This window comes from Streptomyces hiroshimensis (assembly GCF_014650335.1).
Classification (GTDB): Bacteria; Actinomycetota; Actinomycetes; order Streptomycetales; family Streptomycetaceae; genus Streptomyces; species Streptomyces hiroshimensis.
In genome coordinates, this window is record NZ_BMUT01000001.1 from 354,011 (window position 1) to 372,727 (window position 18,717).

The 18,717-nt window shown below is 74.4% G+C and carries 12 protein-coding genes; 4 read left to right on the forward strand and 8 right to left on the reverse strand.

Going from position 1 to position 18,717, the window contains the following annotated elements:
• The first annotated feature begins 1,961 nt into the window (after window positions 1–1,961).
• Window positions 1,962–3,326: a protein phosphatase 2C domain-containing protein gene (locus IE241_RS01475; protein ID WP_229898670.1), complete on the forward strand. Its 1,365-nt coding sequence runs from the start codon at window positions 1,962–1,964 to the stop codon at window positions 3,324–3,326.
• A 315-nt stretch (window positions 3,327–3,641) separates the two neighbouring features.
• Complete coding sequence (locus tag IE241_RS01480) at window positions 3,642–4,211, forward strand: ATP-binding protein (RefSeq protein WP_190019707.1); 570 nt, start codon at window positions 3,642–3,644, stop codon at window positions 4,209–4,211.
• 81 nt (window positions 4,212–4,292) lie between these two features.
• Here the strand turns inward: IE241_RS01480 and IE241_RS01485 are convergent, their stop codons facing one another.
• Window positions 4,293–5,336, reverse strand: coding sequence for a DUF2637 domain-containing protein (locus IE241_RS01485; RefSeq protein ID WP_190019708.1), 1,044 nt, complete (start codon window positions 5,334–5,336; stop codon window positions 4,293–4,295).
• 198 nt (window positions 5,337–5,534) lie between these two features.
• Window positions 5,535–6,356, reverse strand: coding sequence for a (2Fe-2S)-binding protein (locus IE241_RS01490; protein ID WP_190019709.1), 822 nt, complete (start codon window positions 6,354–6,356; stop codon window positions 5,535–5,537).
• Between the two features lie 117 nt (window positions 6,357–6,473).
• Here IE241_RS01490 and IE241_RS01495 point away from each other — a divergent pair, with 117 nt between their 5' ends.
• The gene (locus IE241_RS01495; RefSeq protein ID WP_190019710.1) at window positions 6,474–7,316 is read left to right on the forward strand and encodes a GntR family transcriptional regulator; all 843 of its coding nucleotides are present in this window, start codon (window positions 6,474–6,476) and stop codon (window positions 7,314–7,316) included.
• 37 nt (window positions 7,317–7,353) lie between these two features.
• Here the strand turns inward: IE241_RS01495 and IE241_RS01500 are convergent, their stop codons facing one another.
• Window positions 7,354–8,148, reverse strand: coding sequence for a hypothetical protein (locus IE241_RS01500; RefSeq protein WP_190020394.1), 795 nt, complete (start codon window positions 8,146–8,148; stop codon window positions 7,354–7,356).
• A gap of 466 nt (window positions 8,149–8,614) precedes the next feature.
• Here IE241_RS01500 and IE241_RS01505 point away from each other — a divergent pair, with 466 nt between their 5' ends.
• Window positions 8,615–10,681 (forward strand): elongation factor G, encoded by a 2,067-nt coding sequence (locus tag IE241_RS01505; RefSeq protein ID WP_190019711.1) that lies wholly within the window; start codon window positions 8,615–8,617, stop codon window positions 10,679–10,681.
• A 201-nt stretch (window positions 10,682–10,882) separates the two neighbouring features.
• On the opposite strand, the gene IE241_RS01510 is transcribed toward IE241_RS01505, so the two are convergent.
• The 5 genes from IE241_RS01510 to pucD all read right to left on the reverse strand — a co-directional run bounded on the left by IE241_RS01510 (window position 10,883) and on the right by pucD (window position 18,715).
• A complete protein-coding gene (locus IE241_RS01510) occupies window positions 10,883–11,269 on the reverse strand; it encodes an ester cyclase (RefSeq protein WP_190019712.1) in 387 nt (128 codons plus the stop codon).
• A 225-nt stretch (window positions 11,270–11,494) separates the two neighbouring features.
• Window positions 11,495–13,369: an FG-GAP-like repeat-containing protein gene (locus IE241_RS01515; protein ID WP_190019713.1), complete on the reverse strand. Its 1,875-nt coding sequence runs from the start codon at window positions 13,367–13,369 to the stop codon at window positions 11,495–11,497.
• Window positions 13,370–13,467: 98 nt separating this feature from the next.
• Complete coding sequence (locus IE241_RS01520) at window positions 13,468–14,652, reverse strand: XdhC family protein (RefSeq protein WP_190019714.1); 1,185 nt, start codon at window positions 14,650–14,652, stop codon at window positions 13,468–13,470.
• Window positions 14,653–14,712: 60 nt separating this feature from the next.
• Window positions 14,713–16,173, reverse strand: coding sequence for an NCS2 family permease (locus IE241_RS01525; protein WP_190019715.1), 1,461 nt, complete (start codon window positions 16,171–16,173; stop codon window positions 14,713–14,715).
• A 169-nt stretch (window positions 16,174–16,342) separates the two neighbouring features.
• Complete coding sequence (gene pucD / locus IE241_RS01530; RefSeq protein WP_190019716.1) at window positions 16,343–18,715, reverse strand: xanthine dehydrogenase subunit D; 2,373 nt, start codon at window positions 18,713–18,715, stop codon at window positions 16,343–16,345.
• Between the last annotated feature and the right edge of the window lie 2 nt (window positions 18,716–18,717).

Here is an 18,717-nt window from a genome sequence, read left to right on the forward strand (position 1 = left end):
CGCAGTCGTTCGTCAACAGCGCGTGCTCCCGTAATCAGTTCCACACCACTGTGTCCTGCGGGCTGCTGCCGTTCCTTTTCCGTCCCCCCGCGACGGCCCATCTCCCGGACTGCGGCAGGCTCTTCCAGTCCAATGGCACCGAGCACACGACATCCCTCCCCGCGACCGCTTTTCGACTCGGTCATCATCCCCGGGTGAGGTCTGCCGTGCACTCTTCCCGTATGCCCCAGAGTATGGACAATAAGGGCATGAGCCAGCAGGGGGACCCGCGCACCGGCCAAGAGGACGCCTGGTGGGGCGAGTTGTACGACAAGAATGAACCGGATATCGGCTCCGCCGCCGGGGACGACAGCAGCCTGGACGAGCGATTCACCTCCGCCTCGGCGGTGGTGAGGGCGGAGTCCGGCGGCGAACGGCCGAAAAGGGCCCAAAGGACGGTGAGGGCGCCGAGAGCCGAGCCCCCTGATCCGCCGCGGCCTCCGGACCCCGTCGCCGTCCCCCCGAGCGGGCTTCCTTCGCTGCCGAAGGGATATGGGGCGCCCCGTTCGCGCGGCGTGCCGGGGCGTTCCGAATTCACGCCCCCGCCGCCCGGGGCGGAGCCCCCGCCCGAGCTGCCCCCGCCTTCGCGCGCGGAACGGCTTGACGACGGGCCCGCGCCCGGGCGGACGGCCCGGGTTCCGCTGCCGAGGATTCCGAAACCGCCGGATCTGCATTCGGCGGGATTGCTTCCGGAACTCCTGGAGAAGCCGCAGAAGTGGCGCAAGAGCGACCCCCGCAGGCAGGCGGAGGTACCGCGGCAGCCGGTCGGCCCTGACGGGCCGGTAGAACCGGAGCGGGCGCCGCGGCCGGAGCGGCCGGAGCGGCCGGAGCGGCAGGACCCCCGGAGCCGCCCCGAGCCGCCCCGGCTGCCGCGGGAGGACCAGCCACCGGGGTCCATGGGGGCCTCGGGCCCCGCCCGGCCGCCCCGGCGGGAGCCTGACGGCACTGCGGCGGGAAGCCCGGCCCGCTCCCAGCGCCCCGCCCGGCCCGTGGCCGGGGAGCGCCCCGGCCGTCCGGCCCGGTCGGACCGCTGCGAAGGCGCGGACCTCTTCTTCGGCGGCACCGACCGCCGCTCCCGCTCCGGGGATACGGACCGGGCCGACCGCCCGGATCGTTCGGCACCGCCGCGCCGCGCGGAGCGTGTGGACCGCTCGGATTATGCGGACGCTTCCGATCAAGCTGATCAAGCCGACCGCGCCGCCTGTACGGAACGTGCGGGCCGCTCCGACGCCCCGGGCAGTGCGCAAGCGGAACGCTCCGGCGACGGGGAAGTCTCCGGCCGCTCGAACCGTCCGGCGCGGGTGAGCCGTTCGGAAGGCGCCGAACACTTCGATGACCTGGATGTTCCGGAGCCGGCGGACGACATCGACGGCGGGAACGCCCCCGGCCGTCCCGGCCGCTCAACGCAGGCGAGCCGTATGGAACGTGCGCGAGCCTCCGATGATGCGCGCCGCTCCGACGATCCGGACGGCGAGGAAGTGGACCGCTCCGGCGACGGGGAAGTCTCCGGCCGCGTGAACCGTCCGGCGCAGACGAGCCGTTCGGAGCCTGTGGGCCGGTCCGGTGAACCGGATGTTCCGGAGCCGGTGGACCGCTCCGGCACCGGGGACGCCCCGGGCCGCCCCAGCCGTTCCGCGCAGGCGAGCCGTTCCGGACATGCGGAACAGGCCGGTGACCCGGATTCTCCGCAGCCGGACCGCGCCGCCGCCGGGGACGCCCCCGGGCGCCCGGGTCTCTCCGGCGGCGGGGACCGTGCCGGCCGGAGGGATCCCTCCGGCCGTGCCGGCCTCGCCGAGCGCACGGACCGGCCGGACGATCCCGACCGTCCCGCCCAGCCGCCGGCGCCGCGGCGTTCGGGGCGGCTTGAGAGGCCGACCAGGCCGGTGCGGGTCGAGCGGCCCCTGCGGCCGCGGCCTCCCCGGGTGGAGCCGCCCGCCCCGCAGCCCCGGCACCGGCCGGAGCCGCCGGAGCTCCCCGAGCCGTACGGGCGGCCGGAGTTCTCCGGGATCCCCGCCCAGCAGCGCCCGGAGCCCGCCGGAAGCCTGCCCGACGTCCGTGCGGACAGGGGGCTCCCGGAGCTCCCGGAGCCCGTGCCGAGCCCCGCCCGCATCACCGCGCGGGACGCCCGGCCGGCCGTCCCCGAGCCCGGCGGCGAACCCGCCGAGCCCGTCGAGCCCGCCCAGCCCGTCGAGCCCGCCGGACCCGCAGCCCGGGCGGCTGCGTCTCTCGAACCGGCCTCCCGCCCGCCCGTCGTCTCGCGCGACTCCACGCCGCCCCGGCGCCACCCCCTGGCCGCGCCCCCGCAGCCGTCGCGCGGGCCGGCCCGCCCGACGGACTACGTCGGCGAGCGGCCGCCCACGTACGACGCCGAGCCCACGGCCTGGCCCGCAGCCGACCCGCAGGACCTGGACGGCCTCGTGCCGGACACCGTCCTGGACGGTGCGCAGTACGGCGCCGTCACCCTGCGGGCCCTGTCCCTGCGCGGCGATTCCGCGCGCTACCGCGGCGAGCCCCGGCGGGACTCCCTGCTGACCGCCCGCTTCGGTGACGGCGACAGCGCCCTGCTGCTCGTCGCGATGGCCAGCGGCACGCGCGGGTCGAACGTGGCGCCGCGCGCGGCGCGGGACGCCTGCATGTGGCTGGCGGGCGCCGTCGGCCGCAGCCACGCCCGGCTGGCCGACGACATCCGCGGCGGCCGCCGCGGCGAGCTGAAGTCGGGCCTGCACCGCCTCACCGACCGCTCCTACGGCCGGCTGCGCGCCCGCGCCGCCGAACTGGACCTGCGGCCGGACGAGTACACGGCCACCGTCCGCTGCCTGCTGCTGACCGCCGACCCGCAGTGCCGTACGCGCGTGTTCTTCGGCGTCGGCGCAGGCGGCCTGTTCCGCCTCCGCGAGGGGGTCTGGCAGGACCTGGAGCCGGACCCGCCGGCGGAGCGCACGGGTGAGCCGGTCATCGGCTACGGCTCGGCGCCCGCCGACTCGATGACGGTGGACCTCGGCATCCCCACGCCGGGCCTCGCGCCGCCCGTCGAGCCCGTCGAGGTGGAGGCGCCGGGCGAGCCGTTCCGCTTCCGGGCGTCCGTGGCCCGCCCGGGGGACACCCTGATGCTGTGCACGGCGGGCCTGGCCGATCCGATGCGCGGTGAGCCGGAGCTGGGCGGCAGGCTGGCCGAGCGCTGGGCGGGGGAGCGGCCGCCGGGCCTCGCGGCGTTCCTCGCCGACACCCAGCTGCGGGTCAAGGGATACGCCGACGACCGTACGGCGTGTGCCGTCTGGGAGGCGTAGCCGGGCCGGTTCCGGGGCGGGGCGGTGGCGTGGTCACCGCCCCGCCCGGCCGTCTGCGGGCCCGGCGCGGCGCAGCGCTGCCGGCAAGGTACGGACCGCCGCGCCGGGAATTCCCTCCAGCCCCGCACAAATTCCCGGTCCGGCGCACGCCAACGGCATATTCGCGTACCGCGCAAGAGGCTCCGGGATTTTGGTCATATCACCATGTTGATGGCTCAACAGGCGTTGTCCCGGGTGGTCCGGGGCATGCATTGCGGTGAGTGAGCGCGAGCGTGTTCGAGGCCGGGGCGCCGGGGAGGGGTCGGGTCAGGGAGGATGAAACGGCAGGCAGCAGGCCGGGCGGGCGCTGAGGGCTATGCGGGGGAGCGGGAGGACCGTACGGACCACAGGGGCGGGTACGGGGAAGGTGCGGCGCATTCCGGGCCGCTATTCGAAAGAAGGCTTCGCCGCCGGGATCTCACCGGTGTCCGGGAAGTCCGGGCCGAGTTGCGGCGCTTTCTGGCCCGCTGGGGCGCGCCGGGCCGTGCGGAGACCGCCGAGCTGCTCACGAGCGAGCTCGTCACCAATGCGCTGGTGCACACCGACGGGGGCGCCGTGGTCAAGGCGGCGATATCGGGCGCTGCGCTCACGGGCGCGGCGGTCCATGCGAGGGGGCGCCTGCGGGTGGAGGTGCGGGACTTCATGACGGGCCATCCGGCGCCGGGCGGGCCGGGCACGGATCTCGGGCCGGTCAGGGACCTCGTGCCGGAGATGAGCGACATCGAGAAGGCGGCGACGTCGGGGCGGGGGCTGCTGCTCGTCCACGCCCTGTCGGACGGCTGGGGCGTGCGCGCCCACGGCGTCGGGAAGTCGGTCTGGTTCGAGCTGGCCGCCCAGGAGCCCTGACACCCGGAGGCCTTCGCGTCCAGGGGTGCTGACACCCGGGAGCCCTGAACCGCCGCTTCGCGACGACCCAGGGCTCAGGGGTCAGCCGAACTGCCGCTCGATCTGGGCGAGCTTGGCCTCAAGGGAGTCCAGGCGGGGGATCGCCTGGGTGTCGTCCTCCGCGGTGAGGTCGATCGGATCAGGGCGGCCGACCGCCTGCAGTGGACGCGCGCGGACGGGAAGCTGTCCCTGGTCGACTATGGAAGGGTCCGCCCCGATCTGCGCCGGCTGCGCGGGGGCGGGCACCGCGGCCCCGCCGACCTCGACCTGCCGGCCGCCCCGGACCCGGCCCCACACCCGGTTCTGGCGGTTGTACGCCTTGAGCCGGGCGCGCTCCAGCTTGCCGGCCTCCCTCCTGCGGGCCCTGGCCTGCTCCCGCTGCCGTTTGTCCTCGCGGACCTCCTCCACGGCCTCGTCCAGCGAACGGACGCCTTCCAGGAGCATCAGGGACCAGGCGCCGAAGGTTTCGCGAGGAGCCCGCAGCCAGCGCACTATCCGGATCTGCGGCAACGGCCGGGGCACCAGGCCCTGTTCGCGCAGAGCGGCCCGGCGGGTCTGCTTGAGCGCGCGGTCGAAGAGGACCGCGGCCGACAGCGACATGCCGGCGAAGAACTGCGGTGCCCCGGCGTGGTCCAGGCCCCGGGGGGCGTGCACCCAGTTGAACCAGGCGGCCGCGCTGGCGAAGGTCCACACGAGCATGCGCGAGCCGAGCGCGGCGTCGCCGTGGCTCGCCTCGCGCACCGCCAGCACCGAGCAGAACATGGCGGCCCCGTCGAGGCCGAAGGGCACCAGGTACTCCCAGCCGCCCGTCAGCCCCAGGTTCTGCCGCCCGAACCCCACGAGGCCGTGAAAGGAGAGGGCGGCGGCCACCGCGGCGCAGCAGAACAGAAGGACGTACGAGGCGCTCCCGTAGATGGCCTCCTTGCGCCGTCTGCGCTCCTCGTTGCGCTCCCAGGAGTCCGTGCCGCCTCCTGCGTCGTCCGCGCCGTGCCGGCCGCGTGCGAGCACCGTCACCGCCACCACGGCCCCGGCGAGCGCCACGACACAGGGGAGCATCCAATTCAGCGGTATATCGGTCACTCTCATCTTGCGTCCCTTGCATAGCTGTACGGCCTTTCGCGCGCCATCCTCGCGGAATCGGCCCGTTCGCCAAGGGGTTTCGCGCCAACTGCCTGCCAATGGAGGGCAACGGCATACGGATAGGTGCGAAGAAATTCGAACGTCATTAAGGGAAGAGGGAATTGCGTTCCCTTCACCTCACCCGATCGAGTGGTGTGAGGCCGGTCAGCTTACGGACAGCCGCCGTACCCGGTCCGTGTCGCACATCCGGGGGCAGGTCGTACAGGTGTCCTTGGGACGCACGGTGTAGAAGAGGCAGCAACTGACCCTGTCGCGGGTCGGAATCGGCTCTCCCAGGCGGCCGGTAAGCATCCGGAAGGCCGCGCCGCCGACGTACGGCGGCGTCACCCCCGGCAGCAGCAGGGCCAGCTCGCGCCGCGCGCGTTCCTCCTCGCCGAGCAGCTGTCCCACATACCACAAGGATTCGGCCAGTTCGTCCGTCACCATGCCCCACAGGGCGCGCGGACCGCGCCGCATCCGCAGCCGGAAACCGGCCAGTACGGGCGTGAAATGCGCGGCAATGGAGGCGCGCACTTCCGCCCGCAGCGCCTCTTCGCCGGGGACGGTCCGGGCGCCCGGCAGGCAAGCCGCGGGATCGCCGGCCAAACACGTGAACTCCGCCGCGTCGGCGGTCATCCGGCCCATGGTGCGATGGAAAGAGACGCTCTCCGCGGGCAGCCGCGGCACCCTGCGGTGCAGGAACCAGGGGACGGTGACGAGCAGGCAGAACGGCCAGGCGTAGCGGTGCAGGCCGAAGCTCGCGACGACGTCGGCGCGGGCCTGCGCCCCGTGGTCGCGCCGGATCTGTTCGGCGTCCCACGCGAGGAAGGCGTCCAGCTCGCCGCCGCCCTCCGCGAGCCCCGCGGCGGTCACCCAGCCCTCGCCGGTGCACGGGGGCCCGGCGGTCACGGACAGGCCGGGGAAGACCTCGGCCAGCCGGGCGTAGGAGTCCGAGAGCGAGGGCGGGGCAGTCGGGGCGGACGTCATGCGGGACCACCGAATCGCGATCGTTCTACGGGTAAGGCTTACCTTACCCCGGTTGATCGGGGTTTGAACTGCCGCAGGGGCCGCCTATGGTTCAGAAAGGACATCAGGAGGACCCCAATGGAGCAGGGAAGATCCCGCACCGCCGCGCCGGCCGCGAGCCTGTTCGCCGACGTGCCGGCGCAGGTCGCGCGCGGCGAGGCCGTGCCCGTCGGCGCTCCCGCCGGCGGCCGTGCCGATGTCCGCGGCGAGGGCGCCCGCGGCGAGCACGTCCACGGCGAGCAGGAGTATCCGGAGCACGGGGGCCGCGGCGGCGCCCCCGCGCACGCTCCCGCCCGCAGGATGCCCCAGCGCCACTCCGTGCGCGGCCAGGTGCTGGACGCCCTGCGCAAGGCCCTCGTCGGCGGCGAGCTGATACCGGGGGAGGTCTACTCCGGCCCCGCGCTCGGCGAGCGCTTCGGCGTGTCGGCGACGCCCGTGCGGGAGGCGATGCAGCAGCTGGCCCTGGAAGGCGCCGTCGAGGTCGTCCCCAACCGCGGCTTCCGCGTCACCTCGCGCACCGCGCGCGACCTCGCCGAGCTCGCCGAGGTGCGCGCTCTGCTGGAGGTCCCGGTGCTGCTGCGGCTGGCCCGTACGGTCCCGCCCGCCCGCTGGGACGGGCTCCGGCCGCTCGCCGAGGCCGCGTGCATCGCGGCGGCCACCGGCGACCGCGTGCTCTACGCCGAGGCCGACCGGGCCTTCCACCGCGCGCTCCTGGGCCTTGCGGGCAACGGCCAGCTGGTCGCGGTCGCCGATGAGCTCCACCGCCGCGCGCAGTGGCCGGCGGCGCACGGCCGGCCGCACCGTGCGGCCGACCTCGTCGCGGACGCGGCCGAACACCTCGCCCTGCTGGAGGCGCTGGCCGCGTACGACGTGGAGCGGGCCGAGGCGCTGGTGCGGGGGCACTTCGCGGCGGCGGAGTGACGACGGGCCGGCGACGGGTGCCGGCCGGGAGCGGTGGTCAGTCCGCCGCCGGTGCCAGCCGCTCCGCGAGCCAGCACGGGACACCGCCCAGCAGCCGGACCAGCCTGGCCGCCTCCTCGCGCAGCCTGGCGGCCTCGCCCTCGTCGGGAACGACCGCGGCGAGCGAGGCCAGCGCCGGGGCGATGCCCACCAGATAGCCCAGCTCCTCCCGGATGCGCAGCGACTCCGCGAAGCCGTAGCGCGCTTCGGCGGGCTTGCCCTCGTGCTCGGCCATGGCCGCCACGTGCCGCCAGGTGAAGGACAGCAGCAGCCGCTGCCCCTGCGCCGTCGCCCCCGCGTGGGCGCGCTGGAACGCGGCCGTCGCGTCGGACGGGTTGTCCGACAGGTGCTGGGCGATCAGGCCGCGGCGGAAGTGCAGCAAGGGACGGGTGGGCGACCCCGGCGCGAGCAGGGCCGCGGCCCTGCCCAGGGCCGAACGCGCCTCGTCGGCCCGGTCGCGCACGCCCAGGAGCGTGGAGGCGTAGGCCAGGTGGCCCCGCTCGCAGGCCGCCGCACCGCGCCCCTCGTCGTCCGTGGCCAGGGCTTCGGCCGCGCGCAAGGCGTCCTCGGCGGCCCCCCAGCCCTCCCCTGTGAACATGCACCGCTCGGTCAGCACCGCCGTCCGCTGCAGGGCCGGCCCGGGCTCGGCGGCCGCGCGCGGTGCGAGCAGGGCCGCGGCGTCGTCCCAGCAGGCGCGCGAGCGCAACCGCCACACGGCCCGCTCCAGTGGATCGTCCCCCCGCGGGTCCCCGTCCTGCGGTCCCCGCGGCTCCGGCAACCCCGCATTACGCATGGCGGTGTCCGCCACAGTGCCCTCCCCAAGCGCGCCGTCGAGCTGGAAGCCGTGACCGCATCTCAGCACGAAGACGCTCGCCCGGCCAAGGGTCCGGTGTGAACCAATTCACAAACACGGGCCTGCCGCACCCCACGCGACTCCCAGCGGTGACGACAGATTACCAAGAGTGAACAGCTGATGAGCAACGGGCTGCTCATACGTGCCCTTCGGGTGGCTCTTCGGTGGTCTTCGGACGACCTCGGGTGGTCTGCGGGTGGTCTGCGGGTGCCGGGAAAATCGCTCGATCGCGCCGGGCCGTCGCTGGCAGGATGACCGCGCGCGTCCTCGCGCGCCTTCGGATGCGCCTCGGAGTCTTCGGAGCCTTCGGAACCCTCGGACCACAGGAGAAGCGGACCCATGCGCCAGAGCCTCGGAAACCCCCAGCGCCCTGACCGGACGACCGTTCCCGAGGACTCCTTCGCGTATGCACCCCCAGCTTCCCGTGCCGTCCCGGCACACCCTGCCCCCTCTGAACATCGGCATCCTCGCCCACGTCGACGCGGGTAAGACGAGCCTCACCGAGCGCCTGCTCTTCGACACCGGCGCCATCGACCGGCTCGGCAGCGTCGACGCCGGCAGCACCCGCACCGACAGCGGCGAGATCGAACGCCGCCGCGGCATCACCATCCGTACCGCCGTCGCCCCCTTCCGCGCCCGCGGCCTGCGCGTCAACCTCATCGACACCCCCGGCCACAGCGACTTCATCGCCGAGGTCGAGCGCGCCCTCGGCGTCCTCGACGGCGCGGTCCTCGTGCTGTCCGCGGTCGAGGGGGTGCAGGCCCACACGCGCGTGCTGATGAAGACGCTGCGGCGGCTGCGCCTGCCCACCCTCCTGTTCGTCAACAAGACCGACCGCGCGGGTGCCCGGGAGGCGGAGACGCTCGCCGCCGTCCGCCGCCGGCTGACCCCGCGTGTGGTGCCCATGGGCACCGTCCGCGGCATCGGTACCCCCGGCGCCCGCACCGTGCCCGGCTCGTACGAGGACGCCGCCTTCCGCGAGGCGGTGGCCGAGGTGCTCGCCGAGGAGGACGAGGCGCTGCTGGCGCAGCTGGTGGAGGGACGCCCCGTCTGCGCCGGGGACGTGCGGGAGGCGCTCGCGCGGCAGACGGCGGGCGGGCTCGTACACCCGGTGTACTTCGGCTCGGCCGTGTCCGGCCAGGGCGTGGCGGACCTGATCGACGGCATGGCGCGCTACCTGCGGCCTGCGGGAGGCTTCACCCCGCCGACCGCCGGTACGGAGTGCACGAGCCCGGACGCCACCGGCACCGTCTTCGCCGTCGACCGTGGCCCCTCCGGCGAGAAGACCGCCTACCTGCGGCTCTTCTCGGGGGCCGTGGCCCAGCGCGACCGGATCACGCTCCACCGGCGGGAGGCCGACGGCAGCCACAAGGAGCACAGCGGCCGCGTCACCTCCCTCGACGTGGTCGAGGCCCCGGCGGAAGGGGCCGATGCCCGGCACCGCGCCACGGCCGGGGACATCGCCCGGGTCAGGGGCCTGGCGGAGGTCAGGGTGGGCGACCGCCTCGGCCCCGTGCGCGACGGCGCGCACCGGCCGCACTTCGCCCCGCCCGGCCTGGAGACGGTGGTCAGGCCCGTGCGCCCCGAGGACGCGGCCCGGCTGCACACCGCCCTCGCGGCCCTCGCCGACCAGGACCCGCTCATCGGCACCCGCACCCTGCCGGCGGGCGGCGGCACGTCCGTGCTGCTCTACGGCGAGGTGCAGAAGGAGATCGTCGCGGCGACGCTCGCCGAGGAGTTCGGCATCGACGCCGTCTTCGAGCCGAGCAGCACCGTCCACCGCGAGCGGGTCACCGGCACGGGCGAGGCGTACGAGGAGATCGACCGGCACGGCGGTCACGTCTTCTGGGCGACGGTCGGCCTGCGGGTCGGGCCGGGCGTCCCCGGCTCCGGCACCGTCTTCCGCCGCGAGACCGAACTCGGCGCCCTGCCGCTCGCCTTCGACCGCGCGATCGAGGAGACCGTCCACCGCACCCTCGCCCAGGGGCTGTTCGGCTGGCCGGTCGCCGACTGCACCGTCACGCTGACCCGCTCGGGCTACGCGGCGCCGGTGAGCACCGCGGCCGACTTCCGCCGGCTGACCCCGCTGGTCCTGATGGCCGCCCTGACGCAGGCGGGAACAAGGGTCTACGAACCCTGTCACGCCTACGAACTGGAGGTCCCCGCCGACACCTTGAGTGCCGTCGCCGGGGCGCTGGCGGCCCTGGGAGCCGAGATCCACGACACGGAGACGGGCCCGGAGGTGTGCACCCTCAAGGGCGCCATCCCGGCCCGCCACGCCCCCGACGCCGAACGCCGCCTGCCCGCCCTCACCCGCGGCGAGGCCCTCTGGTGGACCCACCCGACCGAGGACCGCCCCCACCAGGGCCCTCCCCCGCGGCGCCCGCGCACGGACGGCAACCCGCTCAACCGTGCGGCGTACTTGCGCCATCTGACGGCGGTACGGCCCGGTCCGTCCGCGGCGCGAGCATGAGTCCGGTTGCCGACCCGGGCAGCTGTCGTTGGACGCCGAGGGGGTTGTCGGCGGGCCCGAGAGCGTCGGTCAGCGTGCCCTCGCCGCTGAGCGTGCCCGTGCCCCTCGCGCCGCCCGTCCCGGGCTGACCACCGTCCTTCCGGCAGAGGCGCTGCGGGGATCGCGTGATGCGCGGTCCCCGCAGCCGTCTCATGGAGGGGGTTACTGTCCGCCGACGTAGTCGGTCTGCGAGGCGATCCGGCCTCCGCGCAGGTGCAGGACGGTGCAGAAGGTGGCGGTGACCGGCTGTCCGGCCGGGGGCAGGGCCGGGTGGGCTCCGGAGCTGGTGCCCGCGAAGTCGGTTTCGATGGCGATGGCGTCCCCTTCGGCGATGACGCGCTTGAGGGTCAGCTTCCGGTCCGGGACTGCGCCCGCGTACTCCCGGATGTGGTCCACGAAGGCATCGCGGCCGGTGAAGGCGAGCTGGAAGGCCCCGCAGGTGTAGACGACGTCGTCGGTGAGCACCGCCCCGAACCGGTCGAAGTCCTGGTGGTTGTAAGCATCCACCCACTCGTGAACGAGCTCGTTGACGTCCGTGTTGCTGCTCATGGCTGCCGGCCTTTCCGTGCCTCGTGAAGTCGTATGCACAGGCTGACATCGATATAGGTCTATTCATGTCCTATATCCCTGAAGTCGCCGATCAGCCGGATATCGGACGCGTCCTGTCCTGTATGGAGGTCATGCTTCGAACCGGTGCCCGCGGCGTTCACGAAGGAGGCCGGTTGCGCGCCCGGCTCCCGGACGGCGTCCGGGCCGAGCGCGAAACGGGGCGCCTCAGCCGTTGTTCACCAGCGGTGCCCACGTTCCCGGACCGTCGCCGCTCACCCCGTCGTACAGGGACGTCTCGCCGTCGGACCAGCGGACGACCAGGTCGTCGGGGCGTCCCGTGCCGCCGAGGTCGCCCGTGGTCATGGCCGAGTCCGTCCACGAGGGGTTGGGGGCCTGCAGGCGGGTGCCCTTGCCGAGGTCGGTGCCCGTCGTGGCGTACGAGCCGAGGGAGCCGTCCGCCCAGCGGACGAGGAGGCTGCTGCGGTCCTGGCCCGCCGGGCGGGGGCTGCTGAGCGCGGTGGCGTACTTCCAGTACGAGCCGGCGTCCATCAGGCGGCGCTCCGTGCCGGGCCCGGAGGGGCTTGCGCCGGAGTACACGCTGAGGCTGCCGTCGACCCAGCGGACGGCCAGGTCCGCGGAGCGGTCGGTGGAGTTGTAGCGGCCGGCCGTGATCTGCGAGGCGTACTTCCAGTACGAGCCGCCCGCGCCGAGGGTGTACTCCGGGCCGGAGCCGGAGGCCTGGAAGTCCTCGTAGTAGCTCAGCTTGCCGGTGTCCCAGCGGACCATCAGGTCGGGCTTGCCGGTGCCGCCGAAGTCGCCAGCGGTGACCGTCACGGCGCGCTTCCAGAAGCTTTCGGCCCGGGCGAGCTGCTGCTCGGCCCCGAAGCCGCCGCGGCCGTCGCCGGGGTAGAGGCTGACCTCGCCGTCGCTCCAGATCGTCAGCAGGTCGTCGCGCCCGTCGCCGGTGAAGTCGGCGGAGACCAGGTGCCTGGCGTGCGACCAGGTGGTGGCGGCGCCGGGCAGCCGGGCGCTGTCGGAGGGGCGCTGGTAGGGGTTGCGCACCGGCGTCCGGTCGGCGACCGCGTCCCGGTAGAGGTCCTGGATCTCGCGGCCGAAGACGGGGGAGTAGCTGATCCAGTCGTCGCCGGTGAGGTTGCCGCCGCCGTTCCAGCCGCCCAGGTTGCCGATGACGTCGCCGGTGCGGGACGCGGCGTCGTAGTTGGCGATCCACGGGCTGCCGGAGGTGCCGCCGTAGAAGCCGCCGCACTTCATCTGCAGCTGGTGCTGGCCGGCCAGGTGCGACGTCGGCACGGTGCAGCTCAGCGCCTGCTGGCCGGTGTTGTGCGAGCCGGGGTAGCCGACGACGGTGACGGTGCTCGTCCAGCGGGGCGTGGGGGTCAGCCGCAGGCCGCCGGTGACGTTCTCCGCCTGCTCGCCGCGGGAGTTGGGGCCGAGGCGGGCGAAGCCGGAGTCCAGGTCGGAGTCGGGGCCGGTGCTGTTGCGGGTGTAGCGCGGATCGCCGAAGACCCGCTGCACCGGGAAGACCCCGTACGGCTGGTGGGCCGCGTCCTGGCCCTTGCGGTACTGCGGCACGAAGATCTGCTGACTGCTCCCGGCCAGGCCCTGGGCGCAGTGCCCGGCGGTGAGGACCAGGTTGCGGCCCGGGCTCTGCACGACGCTCGCGGTGCAGTACGTGGGTCCGTCGGGGGTGCTGCTGAAGAACGTGCCGACCATGGGTATGCCGTCGCCGTACGTGCCCTGCGGCGTGCCGGCCGGTGCCGCGACCGACGTGACCGATGTGACCGAGGTGGCCGACGTGAAAGACACGAACGACACGAACGACGCGAGCGACGTGCGCGGGGCGGCCGGGCGCGCCCCGGAGGCCGGCTTCGCCCGCCGCGGGGTCAGCGGCTTCGCGGCGGCCATGCGCTCGGCCGTCCAGTACGTCTCGGCGGAACGGGCGGCGGCGGCCGCGGACGGGGCGGGGGAGGGGGCCGCCGGGGACGGGGCGGCGGGCGCCGCGGCGGCCGTGCCGCAGGTGGCCAGGCCCGCCACGCTCAGGGCGACGGCGAGGGGCCAGGTCCGTCTGAAGGGAGACAAAAGGCCTCATTGTGCTGATGGGACAAGGACATGAAAGGAACGCGGGCAACTCAAAAATGCGACTCACGTTCTATCAGAGGTCCTCTTGTGCGCTCCTTTCAGGCCACCGGACTTCGGGCCACCGACCCCAGCTCCTGCCTCCGCTCGCGGTGGATCGGCGTCCGTACGCCCGTCAGCGGCGCCCCCGTCCCTCCGTGCCGGACCGCGACGATCTCCGCCGCGATGGACAGCGCGGTCTCCTCCGGGGTGCGCGCTCCCAGGTCGAGGCCGATCGGCGAGCGCAGCCGGTCCAGGGCACGCTCGCCGACGCCCGCCTCGCGCAACCGCCCCAGCCGGTCCTCGTGCGTACGGCGCGAGCCCATCGCGCCGACGTACGCCACGGGCAGCCGCAGGGCCCGTTCCAGCAGCGGTACGTCGAACTTGGCGTCGTGGGTCAGTACGCACAGGACCGTCCGGGCGTCGAGCGCCCCGGCCGCCTGCTGGGCGTCGAGGTAGCGGTGCGGCCAGTCGACGGCGACCTCGTCCGCCCCGGGGAAGCGCCCAGCCGTCGCGAACACGGGCCGCGCGTCGCACACCGTGACGTGGTAGCCGAGGAACTTGCCGGCCCCGACGAGCGCGGCGGCGAAGTCCACCGCCCCGAAGACGATCATGCGCGGGGGCGGCAGGCGCGACTCCACCAGCACCGTCACCGGGTCCCCGCAGCGCACCCCGGCTGCGCTCTCCGAGCCCACCGTGACCGTGCCCGTCCGGCCGGCGGCCAGCAGCGCGGCGGCCTCCGCGGCGACCGTACGGTCCAGACCGTCCGGTCCGCCGGACTCCGCCAGCGTCCCCGCGTACCCGCCGTCCGCCCGGACGAGCAGCGCCCCGCCCGGCAGGCCGTCCGGGCCGGCGACGACGCGGGCGAGCGCCACCGGCTCGCCCGCCGCAGCCGCTGCCAGCGCCTCGGCCAGCACGGCCCGCCCGGGGGCGTCCGGCGGGACCGGGACGACCAGGACGTCCACGGCGCCGCCGCAGGTCAGGCCCACGGCGAAGGCGTCCTCGTCCGAATGGCCGAACCGTTCCCGCACGCTCACGCCGCTCTCCAGAGCGGCACGGCACAGGTCGTACACCGCGCCTTCGACGCACCCGCCCGAGACCGAACCGACCGCGCGCCCCTCGGCGTCGACGGCGAGGGCCGCGCCCGGCTGCCGGGGCGCGCTGCCTTCCACGGCGACCACCGTGGCGACGGCGAACGCCCGCCCTTCCCCGCACCAGCGGTGCAGCTCCTCGGCGATGTCCAGCATGACGGCCTCTCTCCGTACCCGCGGATTTCCGTACGTACCGTTATCTACCGTTATGTACTGCTATTTGACGCCCAGCCAGTGCTCGATCGGGTGCAACGCGAAGTAGCCGGTGAACACGGCCGTCAGCAGCCACATGAAGACGCCCGGCTCGCGCCACTTCCCCTGAGCGGCCTTGATCGCCGTGAAGGCGATGACGCCGGCGCCGACGCCCGCCGTGATGGAGTACGTGAACGGCATCAGCACCACCGTCAGGAAGGCCGGGACGGCGATCGCCCGGTCGCTCCAGTCGATGTGCCGGGCGTTGCTCATCATCATCGCGCCGATGACGACGAGTGCGGCGGCCGCGACCTCGCCGGGCACGATGCGGGTCAGCGGGGTGAAGAACAGGCAGGCGGTGAAGAGCAGCCCCGTCACGACGGACGACAGCCCCGTCCGGGCGCCCTCGCCGACGCCGGTCGCCGACTCGATGAAGACCGTCTGCCCCGAGGCCCCCGCGACGCCGCCGATCGCGCCGCCCGCGCCGTCGATGAACAGCGCCGTGCTCAGGCCCGGCAGCCGGCCGCGCTCGTCGGTCAGCCGGGCCTCCGTGGCGACGCCGATGATCGTGGCCATGGCGTCGAAGAAGCCGGCCAGGACGAGCGTGAAGACGATCATCGCGACGCTCATGACGCCCAGCGACCCCCAGCCGCCGAACTCCACGTGCCCGAGGAGGGAGAAGTCCGGCATGGAGACCGCCCCGCCCTTGAGCGAGGGCGCGCCGTTCTGCCAGGCGGCGGGCCCGGGGCCCGCGGCGGCGTTGACGACGACGGCCAGCACCGTGCCGACGACGATGCCGATCAGGATCGCGCCGGGGACATCGCGGGCCTGCAGCATGAGGACGGCCAGCAGGGTGACGCAGAAGACGAGGACGGGCCAGCCGGCCAGCTCGCCCGCGGGGCCGAGCGTCACCGGCCCGCCGCCCTTGGACGCGTGCACGAAACCGGCCTTGACCAGCCCGATCAGGGCGATGAACATGCCGATGCCCATGGTGATGGCGTGCTTGAGGGCGAGCGGTATCGCACTCATGATCAGCTCGCGCAGGCCGGTGACGGCCAGCAGCACGATCACCGCGCCGTACAGCACGCACATCCCCATGGCCTGCGGCCAGGTCATGTGGGGCGCCACCTGAGTGGAGAGCACCCCGGAGACGCCCAGCCCGGCGGCCAGGGCGAGCGGGACCCGGCCGGCGAAGCCCATGAGGAGGGTGCAGACCGCCGCGGCGAGCGCCGTGGCCGTGATCAGCCCGGCGTGGCCGAGGCGGTTCCCGGCGGCGTCCGGGCCGGACAGGATCAGGGGGTTGAGCAGGAGGATGTAGCACATCGCCATGAAGGTGGTGATGCCGCCGCGCACCTCCCGCCCGACGGTGGATCCGCGTGCGCCGATGCGGAAGTAGCGGTCGAGCCGGGAGGCGCCGGCGGAGCGGCGCGGGCCCGCGCCCGCGTCCTCCGCCGCGGCCCTCGGCTCCACGGATGGCTGGGTCATGGATGCCTGCTCCCATGGGGTCCGGGTGGGTGGTTCGGCTGCACGACCCGGGGGACGGCCCGAGACGAAGGGACGGCACGTCACCGGCCGGTGGGGGGTGCCGAGGGCCGCGGCCCGGGACACGGTGTCGGTGGTGCCCTGCGAGGGACTTCCGGATTCCGGTGAGGACTCAGGTGCCGGTGAGGTGTTCGGGCCGCACCGGCACCCGCTTCAGCGCGAGCCCCGTCGCCGCCCGGATCGCCGCGACGACGGCCGGCGTGGAGGACAGCGTGGGGGCCTCGCCCGCGCCGCGCAGCCCGTACGGGGCGTGCTCGTCGGCGAGTTCGAGGACGTCCACGGGGATGGCGGGGGTGTCGAGGACGGTGGGGATCAGGTAGTCCGTGAAGGACGGGTTGCGCACCAGCCCGTCCGCGGAGACGACGATCTCCTCCATGACGGCGAGGCCCAGCCCCTGGACCGTGCCGCCCTGTATCTGGCCGGTGACCGCCAGCGGGTTGACCGCCTTGCCGACGTCCTGCGCGCAGGCCAGCTCCACGACCTTGACGAGCCCGAGCTCGGTGTCGACGTCGACGACGGCGCGGTGGGCCGCGAAGGAGTACTGGACGTGGCCGTCGCCCTGGCCGGTGCGCAGGTCGAAGGGCTCGGTGGGCCGGTGCCGCCACTCGCGCTCGACCTCGATCACCTCGTCCTCCAGGACGTCGGCGAGGTCCGCGAGCACCTCGCCCGCCTCGGTGGTGACCTTGCCGCCCTCCAGCAGCAGTTCGGCGTGCGCCCAGGCGGGGTGGTACGCCCCGAGCCTGGCGCGGCCGAGGGCGAAGACCTCCTCGCGGACGGCCCGGCAGGCGTGGAGGACGGCGCCGCCGGTGACGTAGGTCTGCCGGGAGGCGGAGGTGGAGCCGGCCGAGCCGACACGGGTGTCGGCGGGCTGCAGGACGACCTGGGTGACGCCGAGTTCGGTGCGGGCGATCTGGGCGTGGACGGTCACCCCGCCCTGGCCGACCTCGGCCATCGCGGTGTGCACCGTGGCCACCGGCTGCCCGGCGACCGCTTCGAGGCGCACCCGGGCCGTCGAGTAGTCGTCGAAGCCCTCCGAGAAGCCGACGTTCTTGATCCCCACCGCGTAGCCGACGCCGCGGACGACGCCCTCGCCGTGGGTGGTGTTGGACAGCCCGCCCGGCAGCGCGCGGACGTCGGGTGCGCCCCCCGCGGTCTCCCACGGCCGCCCGGGCGGCATCGGCCGGGCCTTGACGCGGCGCAGCAGCTCGGCGACGGGCGCGGGGGCGTCGACGACCTGCCCGGTGGGCATCACGGCGCCCTGCGCCATGGCGTTGCGCTGCCGGAACTCCACCGGGTCCAGGCCCAGCCGCTCCGCCAGCCGGTCCATCTGCGCCTCGTAGGCGAAGCAGGCCTGGACGGCGCCGAAGCCGCGCATCGCCCCGCACGGAGGGTTGTTGGTGTAGAGCGCAAGCGCCTCGACGTCCACGTGGTCGACCACGTACGGGCCGACGGCCAGGGACGCCGCGTTGCCGACGACGGCCGGGGAGGAGGAGGCGTAGGCGCCGCCGTCGAGGACGATGCGCGCCTGCACGTAGAGCAACTGCCCGTCGCGGCTCGCCCCGTGCTCGTAGTGGAGCCTGGCCGGGTGGCGGTGCACGTGGCCGAAGAAGGACTCGAAGCGGTTGTAGACCATCTTCACGGGCCTGCCGGTGCGCAGCGCGAGCAGGCACGCGTGGGCCTGCATGGACAGGTCCTCGCGGCCGCCGAAGGCGCCGCCGACGCCCGAGAGGGTCATGCGGACCTTGTCCTCGGGCAGGCCCAGGACGGGGGCGATCTGGCGCAGGTCGGCGTGCAGCCACTGGGTGGCGATGTAGAGGTCGACGCCGCCGTCCCCGGCGGGCACGGCGAGCCCGGACTCCGGGCCGAGGAACGCCTGGTCCTGCATGCCCACCTCGTAGTCGCCGCTGACGACGACATCGGCGCGGGCCCGGGCGGCGGCGACGTCGCCGCGGACGACGGGCTGGCGGTGGACGATGTTGGGGTGCGCGACGTGGACGGCGTGGTCGTCGTCGCGGCCGGGGTGCAGGACGGGCGCGCCGGGGGCGGTGGCGCTCTCCTCGTCGTGGACGACGGGGAGTTCCTCGTAGGCGATACGGATCCGGGCGGCGGCGCGGCGGGCCGTCTCGGGGTGGTCGGCGGCGACGAGGGCCACGGGCTCGCCGTGGTAGCGCACGACGCCGTCGGCGAGGACGGGGGTGTCCTGGATCTCCAGCCCGTAGCGGGTCGCGGCGGGCAGGTCGGCGTGGGTCAGCACCGCGTACACGCCCGGGGTGGCGAGCGCCGCGGAGACGTCGGCGGAGAGGATCCGGGCGTGGGCGTGGGGGCTGCGGAGCGTGACGCCCCACAGCATGTCCTCGTGCCACAGGTCGGAGGCGTAGGCGAATTCGCCGGTGACCTTGAGCGTGCCGTCGGGGCGCGGGGCGGACTCGCCGACGCCGCCGTGGGTTCCGTGGGCGAGGCCGGCGGGGGTGCGTGCGGTGGCCATGG